Genomic DNA, 6680 nt, shown 5'->3' with positions numbered 1-6680 from the left:
AATATATTATCCTAGAGATTTCTGTATCAATCAAAGCCTAACGGCTGTTCAGCTTCGCATTTCGGCCGTTTTGCTCCGCAAAACCGGCCGTTGGGACGCGCCATATGCAATATACACGCTGGCCGTCTCACTGCTCACTTCATTACACAAATCCAGCAATTCCGAAGTCTTGCTCTTATCATATTTTTCTACAGCCTTCTCAAACCTCAAATATGGCTCGTCCAACCGCTCCTCATAGCTCCGATCATCCTCATCCGGTCCCAACCCAAACAAAAGATAATCTGCTATTCCCCGTATTGTTGCTCTTTCAAATATCTTATCGACGTACATTCTCTGATCCATCCTTTCTTTATAGCGAAACTTTTCGTTATTACGAAACATTATAATCTGAATACTACATACAATCAAGATATATTTCTTTATTACGAATTTTTCAGGAGTAGTTCAGATATGCAGAAAATCAGACCTGATATGGATATCGGTCATAATATCCAACATCTAAGACGAAATGCAAATATGACACAGGAGCAGGTTGTTGCTCACTTACAGCTTATGGGAATTGAAATCTCAAAAAGCACTTACGCCAAACTGGAGACCAACCGGATGAATATCAAGGTCAGTGAACTTGTAGCACTCAGCAAGATTTTTGATGCTGATATTTCTGAATTCTTTTCCGGATTGCTTTAATTATGTCAGATCACGCAATCACAGCCAGAACCGTCAATGTCCTTTCCAAGATTCTGATCATTGACTATTCCGGCTGTTTTTTAAAGGCAATCTCTATTATAATTCCGTTTTCGCTCTTCCCTTTGTTGATGCGCTGCTTCTCTTTTCTTTTCTTCTAAGCGCTCATGAATACTTCTTTTTTTTGTCTGCTCCGGTCTGTTCGCCCGGATTACCAGATACATTTTCTCCGACGGCTTCATTGCCTGATCCCATGCATTCTGCTGTTTCCGTACCTTGTCCAGTTCTCTCTTAGCAGCCTTGTAAGCTTTCTTCACTTCCAACGCATTTTCATATCCATTCATCCGTGGTATCTGACTTAAGGTATCTTTTGACTTGCTCAGCTCCCGCTGCTTCCCGGCAATTTTCTGCTCCAGCTCCTTCTTTTCCTTTCCATGGAACCACTTCTTCTGTACTTCCTTCAGTTCCTTTTCCAGTTTAATTATTGCCTGTTCAATGGCATAGATCCTCTGCTCCGTTTTCTTCATCTTCAGCAGGATATTATCTAGTTTCATGACTTCCGCTTCCTGTCTTTCTGAACTTGGTCTTTCTCCTCTGGCTATAGGCGGGAGAGGTTCCGGCGTCACATCAATTCTCAGATCATGACTGAGCAGTGGATTCCCATTTTCGTCAAATTCCGCATTTCTGGTTTCTTTAATATATTGGATAAAACCTCTCAGCTTCCCGATTGCTGTCTGCAGGATTTTCCTGAACAGATCCGGTTTCCAGCCCTCACTGCGGATAGATTCAGCAACAGACTCAACTATATCTGTTTTCTTCGTCATACGAAGTTCTTCTTCCGTAACACCTTCCACCACAGCCCTGTCCACCATGTTATTCCATTCCTGCCGGAGATAATTGTCGATCTGGATTTTCTTTTCTTTTGGATTATTCTTCCCGATCTTTCGGGTCGGCAGATACGGGCTGTTCTTATCAAACACCTTCAGTTTCTCTGCCGGATCCTTTACTAGATCATTGATGATCTCCGTATAAAAATATTTCATATCCTCTGTAAATTTCTTCGACTTGAACTCTGGATTTTTCGGCTTAAAATAATGTTTTTCATAGACTTCCCCTTTTTTAACGATCTTACATCCGGGGCGGATTTCTCCACTCTCATCCAGTATCTCTTTCTTCGTCCGGACATGTTTCCCGTTTTCATCGTAAAACATATTTCTCGAAGCGATCTTCTCTTCCGGCATTTCGAATGCCTGTCTTTCCGAAAAGATCAGATGGATATGAAGGTTCGTTTTCCTCTTATTATGATGAAGAGCGCTTGCCACTGCCACATCATATTTATCCACAAACTTCGCCGTGAAATATTTCAGCAATATATCATGATCATATCCGATCAGGCTGGGCGGCAACATGATGATCAGTTCTCTGGCTTCGATGCATTTTCCTTTTGTTCCGCTCCTGATAAAGTCTGCCTGATTTTCTTTCGACAGGTATCGCCAGAACTTCGGATCCACATTACTGTAGGTGGCATACAGGTTTTCCTGTCTCTTCGGATCCGAGATATAACGTACCCTGCCCCTGACGTGTGGCAGTTTGACCGTCTGGATAAAACAATTCTTTCCATTTGCCATAGATCTCCTTTCCGGCGGTGGTACGTCAGATCAGCCCGCTGTTTACAGCGCTGATCAGCCCCGCAGGGCCTTCCGGAGGAGCCCTTTAGGAAGCGCCAAAGGCAGTTTCCTAAGGGGAAGAGCTCGACGCAGTCGCGAAATACACAGAGCATAGACCGTCAGGTCTGTGTGATGGGTGTATTTCGCTCTCAATCGCCGAGGGCTTAATTTCTGGCGTATCCTCCTTTTTCTTTCTGCCCGTATCCGGGCCTTATTTCATTCTTTTGTTTTTAACTTTCAAAGTTTTTTCTTCCTGTTTACACTTTCTTGTTTACATTTTTTGTAAACAAAGTCCTGTAAACAAAACTCAAAACATTTTAAAAGTTATCTTTTATTCAAAGATCAGTTCTGTATCTTCACTGATTTTTACAAATCCGTCCTTGTCCTTTTGAGATCGAATTCGTTTCCATGATCGCTGGATCCCAAGCCCTCCCGGGAACCGATGAGTCCCGTGTTTTTCCCATCCGATAATCTCATTGTCCATCAGATCCCCGATCTCTTTGGACTGCCATTTAGGGACAATACCTTCCTGATGAAACACTTCCTGATAGATGATGGTGGAGCAGACATAATCCTCTTCGTAGTTGTCCAGGAAAGCCTGGATCATCCCGGTCTGTGTATCTTCCGGCATAAAGTCCTTCTGCAGAGATTTCACATAGTCTTCCATATCCGGAGAGAAGGTCAGGAGAAATTCCCCGCTTCGGTAGATTTCCATTGCCTCTGCCCACGCCTGTATGATATATCCTCTGGAGCCTTTTTCATCCCGATATATCGTAGTCTCTGCTTTCTCCGGACAGACCTTTACCGGTCCAAACCGTCGATTGCCCGTCCGGTCAAAGGGCAGGAAAGCAAGGTCGTTTGAAGTACCGCAAAACACGCATTGACGGTATCTGTCTTCCGCTCTTCTTTCGTAGGGAATCCGGTAAGTGTCCTTCTGTCTGCTCAGGAAAGATTTGGTCTCCTCAATGCTTTTGGCATTCGCTACTGCGTTCATTTCCGACATTTCCACAATCCAGTGCCCCTGCAGATATTCGTAAACTTTCTTGTCATCCAGCCGTTTCACATCATCCGTGAACCATTCATCCTGAATTGCCAGATATTTGAAAAAAGTAGATTTTCCTGTTCCCTGACCGCCAACCAGACAGAGCATGATATCGTACTTCTTTCCGGGTTCATACAGGCGGCTTATGGCTGCCAGCATGTGCATCTTCATAACCGCTCCTGAATATTCTGGATTTTCCGCCCCGAAGAAATGAGTCAGCATCCCTGCAATACGGGGTCTGCCGTCCCACTTCAGACTTTCCAGCAGATCAATGATCGGATGGAAACTGTTATCGTTGGCTACAATATCTATCGCTTTTGCGATCACCCGATCACTGGTTAGTCCGTAATTTTTTTCCAGATAGAGAGACAGGTTGTTCATATCCGTATCCGTCATCTGTACGCCCCGTCTCTTCCAGGGCACTTTTTTCTTAATATCAATCTGACAGGTCATCTCATTCCTGCAGACAGCTCCCCGCAGACATGGATCATGTTCCAACACGTATTTGCAATTCTGGATAGACTGCCGGATCCGGCCTTTCTCCGTTACTTCCAGATTGTCCCGGATTTCTTTCGGTGTCAGCATTTCCTGCTCTACAATATTCTCTAATTTCTTCCAGGACTCCTCGCTGATATTCTTCCATTCGCTGCTCAATCTTCTTCACCTCCTTCCGTTTATAAATGAAAAATTCCGCTATTTCCTCTCCGTCACCGGTCAAAAGGATATCCAGATAATCATTGATCTTCCTCTCATTATCCAGTGCCTCCCCAAAGCATTCCTGCTCAAAAGGCTCCGGCCCGGATCCGTAAAACTGTTTCCAGAACCGAATCCACGACAGATAGTCCGTCAAAACCTTTACGGCATGATTTTTCCAGGTTCTAACCTTACTTTTTACCGAAAAATGATACCGACTTTGTACCTTTTTACCTTCTCTGTCCCGGGATTTGTTCTGAACAGACTTTTGCTCCTTCAATGGGATTGGAAGATTAAAATCAGTGATCAGCTTTTTTGCCGCCTCATAAGGAGACATTCCAAATAATTTGCCCGTAAACGTGATTACATCTCCCTTTGCACCGCAGGCAAAACAGTAGAATCCTTTTTCCACTTTCATGCTGGGATGCCTGTCCTTATGAAAAGGACAGCACACCATTCCGTTTCTGTTTACTTTCAACCCATACTGCTCGGCAGCCTGCCTGGCAGTCACAGATTCCTTAACACTTTGAAAAATACTCATTCTACGTTCATCTCACATCCATAATATTTTTTCTGAAAGTATCTGACCGGAACTTTTCCCTTGATTACGTTATATCCGGCATTTTCCAGTTCCTGGTTCATTTCCCTTACAATGTCATATGCCTTACTTCTGCCAATTCCGAGAATCTCCATAATCTCGTTTGCAGTAATATAAGAAACCTTAATCTGCATCTTGTTCCCTCCTTTGATTGATATCTATTGTTCCGTGCAATAAAGATACGCCTAACATTCACATAAAATCACTATACACGTCTCGTATATGCACTTTTAGTTCGCATTTATATCATACGTCTAATATTCAGATTTGTCAACTTATATTTTAAATAATACGCACTTGCAATTCGTTTTATTTCATGTTATATTATCCATGAGGTGAATAAATAATGAACGATATGGAAATTTCAACGATTGGAGAACGGATTAAATCTCTCCGAAAAAAACGAGGTTATAACCAGAAAGAGTTAGCAGATCTTTTGGGGAAGTCACTCCGCACCATTCAGAAATACGAAAGCGGAGAAATTGAAGTATCTATTGCTATGGTCAATGAACTTGCTAAAGTACTGGATACTACTTCCACCTATCTTCTGGGGCACCAGACCGGCGACTTTAAATTCGACAGCCTTTCAGATGTAATGGAATGCCTGTTTCAGATTGAGAAAATAACAGGACTTCATTTTTCTATTGAGACAAAAAGACCGCCTCACCATGACGGCTGGCAGTGTTCCATTACCTTTGACGGAAAAGATAAAGCAGCCGATCTGAATGCGGATATATGTCTTTTCCTGGAAGAATGGGAAAACAATCGAGAATCTTTCAAAGAATACGGCATGTCAAAATCTGCCTATGAGGCGTGGAAAGATAAGACACTGGCTTATTATGCTTCGCAGGGTGTAGAAATGTCTGACTTAGAAGATCTTGATGAGGACGAGCGTATAAAAAGAAGAGCTGCTCTGCTTTCTGGCGAATAATCTCCCAAAATAGGGTTTTCATAACTCTAAGAAAGGAATGATCAGATTTGTCAGTAACAAAGGATACTTCAGGAAAATGGATGTCCCAGATCCGTGTCAAGGATTGCACCGGAAAAATCATCCATAAAAAGAAACGTGGGTTTGCAACCAAAAAAGAAGCTTTAGAATGGGAACGGGATTTTCTGAACAAAGCAACAGCCGATATGGGAATGCTGTTTCAGGATTTCGTAGAACTGTATTTTGAAGATATGAGCCACCGGCTGAAAGAGTCTACCATCATCAGTAAGCATTATATGGTGGACAAAAAGATTCTTCCGGTATTCGGAAAGATCCCTATCAACGAGATTACGCCGAAAGATATCCGCAAATGGCAGAACAGCTTAACTGCCTATCGGGATGAAAATGGAAAACCTTACTCCCAGACTTATTTAAAAGCGATCAACAACCAGCTGACGGCTATGTTCAATTATGCAGTGAAGTATTATGACCTGCATGAGAATCCATGCACCAAAGCCGGAAGTATGGGAAAAAGTCATGCGGAAGAAATGAACTTCTGGACAAAAGCAGAGTTTGAGCAGTTTATAGTGGCAGTACAGGATAAACCAGCCTCCTATACCGCATTTATGACTCTGTATTATACCGGAATGCGTGTAGGAGAGTTATGTGCATTAACGCCTGCAGATGTGGATCTGATAGGCCATACAATCACGATTAATAAGACCTTTCAGCGTATCAACGGCAGGGATGTAATCTGGCCGCCAAAGACGCCAAAAAGCAACCGGGTTGTTACCATTCCACAGACCCTTGCCAACTGTCTGAAAGAGTATATGGATAAGTGCTATGAGATCCAGCCAGATGACAGACTGTTTCCTTACACCAAAAGTTTTCTGAACCATGAAATGCTGCGGGGGTGTAAGAAGTCAGGAGTTAAAAAGATTCGGGTGCACGATCTCCGATATCCAAACTTAAATAAAATCCAAACCTTTTGCAGATGATGCAGGAAATGCAATAAATAGCATCTGAAAAGGTTTGGATTTTATTTTTGGTGTATGATTCCCTTATAAC

8 protein-coding genes are annotated in these 6680 nt (G+C 42.8%); 3 read left to right on the top strand and 5 right to left on the bottom strand.

Annotated features, from left to right (window positions below; genetic code table 11):
• Positions 1 to 48: 48 nt before the first annotated feature.
• Positions 49 to 342: a hypothetical protein gene (locus ACTNBF_RS15980; protein WP_441089662.1), complete on the bottom strand. Its 294-nt coding sequence runs from the start codon at positions 340 to 342 to the stop codon at positions 49 to 51.
• 108 nt (positions 343 to 450) lie between these two features.
• Here ACTNBF_RS15980 and ACTNBF_RS15975 point away from each other — a divergent pair, with 108 nt between their 5' ends.
• On the top strand, positions 451 to 687 hold the full coding sequence (locus ACTNBF_RS15975; RefSeq protein ID WP_441089661.1) for a helix-turn-helix domain-containing protein: 237 nt from the start codon (positions 451 to 453) through the stop codon (positions 685 to 687).
• 80 nt (positions 688 to 767) lie between these two features.
• Here the strand turns inward: ACTNBF_RS15975 and ACTNBF_RS15970 are convergent, their stop codons facing one another.
• The 4 genes from ACTNBF_RS15970 to ACTNBF_RS15955 form a co-directional block, all read right to left on the bottom strand.
• Positions 768 to 2312: a MobA/MobL family protein gene (locus ACTNBF_RS15970; RefSeq protein WP_441089660.1), complete on the bottom strand. Its 1545-nt coding sequence runs from the start codon at positions 2310 to 2312 to the stop codon at positions 768 to 770.
• 370 nt (positions 2313 to 2682) lie between these two features.
• Positions 2683 to 3978, bottom strand: a complete 1296-nt coding sequence (locus tag ACTNBF_RS15965) for a VapE domain-containing protein (protein WP_441089663.1) — start codon at positions 3976 to 3978, stop codon at positions 2683 to 2685.
• Entirely contained in the window at positions 3881 to 4627 is a 747-nt protein-coding gene (locus ACTNBF_RS15960; protein ID WP_441089659.1) for a CHC2 zinc finger domain-containing protein, read from the bottom strand. The genes ACTNBF_RS15965 and ACTNBF_RS15960 overlap by 98 nt, the downstream gene beginning before the upstream one ends.
• On the bottom strand, positions 4624 to 4818 hold the full coding sequence (locus tag ACTNBF_RS15955; RefSeq protein WP_441089658.1) for a YNR034W-A-like family protein: 195 nt from the start codon (positions 4816 to 4818) through the stop codon (positions 4624 to 4626). The genes ACTNBF_RS15960 and ACTNBF_RS15955 overlap by 4 nt, the downstream gene beginning before the upstream one ends.
• Before the next feature lie 212 nt (positions 4819 to 5030).
• Between ACTNBF_RS15955 and ACTNBF_RS15950 the strand changes: the two genes are divergently transcribed.
• Both ACTNBF_RS15950 and ACTNBF_RS15945 read left to right on the top strand, forming a co-directional pair.
• On the top strand, positions 5031 to 5615 hold the full coding sequence (locus ACTNBF_RS15950; protein WP_441089657.1) for a helix-turn-helix domain-containing protein: 585 nt from the start codon (positions 5031 to 5033) through the stop codon (positions 5613 to 5615).
• Positions 5616 to 5662: 47 nt separating this feature from the next.
• Complete coding sequence (locus tag ACTNBF_RS15945) at positions 5663 to 6610, top strand: Arm DNA-binding domain-containing protein (RefSeq protein ID WP_441089656.1); 948 nt, start codon at positions 5663 to 5665, stop codon at positions 6608 to 6610.
• Positions 6611 to 6680 lie beyond the last annotated feature (70 nt).

The sequence above is a fragment of the Bariatricus sp. HCP28S3_A4 genome (genome assembly GCF_052066395.1).
Lineage (GTDB): Bacteria > Bacillota > Clostridia > Lachnospirales > Lachnospiraceae > Allocoprococcus.
This window is presented reverse-complemented; position numbering and strand designations above follow the sequence as displayed.